Origin of the sequence: Brevibacillus borstelensis (assembly GCF_037834415.1) — a bacterium.
In the GTDB taxonomy this organism is placed as follows: domain Bacteria; phylum Bacillota; class Bacilli; order Brevibacillales; family Brevibacillaceae; genus Brevibacillus; species Brevibacillus borstelensis_A.
Genome location: NZ_JAUMSJ010000092.1, coordinates 1 through 1,314 on the forward strand (window position 1 = coordinate 1; position 1,314 = coordinate 1,314).

General features: G+C 42.5%; 2 protein-coding genes. Both read left to right on the top strand.

All coding sequences use genetic code 11. The annotated features are described in order from the left end of the window. A partial coding sequence (locus Q3F21_RS27070; protein WP_340259685.1) for a transposase occupies positions 1–120 on the top strand: 120 nt, incomplete at its 5' end. Positions 121–122: 2 nt separating this feature from the next. Continuing rightward, entirely contained in the window at positions 123–1,214 is a 1,092-nt protein-coding gene (tnpB, locus tag Q3F21_RS27075; RefSeq protein ID WP_340259683.1) for an IS200/IS605 family element RNA-guided endonuclease TnpB, read from the top strand. Positions 1,215–1,314 lie beyond the last annotated feature (100 nt).

Below are 1,314 nucleotides of genomic sequence, written 5' to 3' on the forward strand. Positions count from 1 at the left end.
CATCTCAAAAGCAGGCTCCCTTCGCTATGGACAAACTCCTACTTTGTTGCCACCGTTGGAACTGTTCAACTGGATGTGATTAAGAAATACATGGAGTCTCAAAAGGAAAGGAGCGATTGAATATGCACAGAGCGTACAAATTTCGTCTATATCCAAACAAAGAACAAGTGATGCTCATCAATAAAACAATCGGCTGTACTCGCTTTGTATTCAATCACTTCCTTGCAAAACGGAAAAATGTTTACGAACAGGAAAAGAAAACGCTCAACTACCACGAATGCTCTGCCATGCTTACACAACTAAAAAAAGAGATCGAATGGCTGAAGGAAGTGGATTCGACTGCCCTGCAATCCACATTGAAAGATTTGGATTCTTCTTACAAAAAGTTTTTCAAAGAGAAAAAAGGCTATCCCAAATTCAAAAGCAAGAAGAACCCGAAACAATCCTACACATGCAAAATGAATATCAAAGTGGAAGGAAATCGCATCAAACTTCCTAAACTTGGATGGGTTGAGTTTGCAAAATCAAGAGAAGTCGAGGGACGTATCCTATCGGCTACGATCAGACGAAATCCTTCGGGAAAATATTTTGTGTCGGTATTGTGCGAGACTGATATTCAACCACATCCGCAAATAGAACAGACTGTAGGAGTTGATCTTGGTATCAAGGATTTCGCCATTCTGTCTACTGGTGAGAAGGTAGCAAATCCCAAGTACTATCGTAAGTATGAAAAACAACTGGCGAAGTGGCAACGAATTCAATCACGTAGACAAAAAGGCGGTAAAAACTGTAACAAAGCACGCATCAAAGTAGCTCGTTTGCATGAGAAGATTGCAAATACCCGCAATGACTTCCTACATAAGCTGTCAACCAAGCTGATTAACGAAAACCAAGTGATCTGTTTGGAAGACTTGCAAGTGGAAAATATGGTCAAAAACCACAAGCTGGCAAAATCCATTGCGGATGCTTCATGGTCTATATTTCGCACGATGCTTGAGTATAAGGCGGAATGGTATGGTAGAACGATCTCCATCGTCGGGAAGCAATTCCCTTCCAGCCAACTTTGCTCCACTCCAAATTGCGGATACCGCAACAAAGACGTGAAAAACCTGAACTTGCGAGAATGGACTTGCCCGAAATGTGGTACGAAGCATGATCGTGATGAAAACGCAGCCATCAATATTGAGCAAGAAGGACTTCGACTGTTGGCATAGCTAACTGAACTGTGGGACACACAGGGATAGCTTGGTGAATTTCACTCCGTTAGGAGTGACTACCCAAGAATCCCCTGCCTTTAGGCATGGGGAGTGTCAA

What these genes read in the sequence shown, in the direction of transcription:
- tnpB (WP_340259683.1), top strand. Translation starts at nt 123, where the DNA reads ATGCACAGAGCGTACAAATTTCGTCTATATCCAAACAAAGAACAAGTG.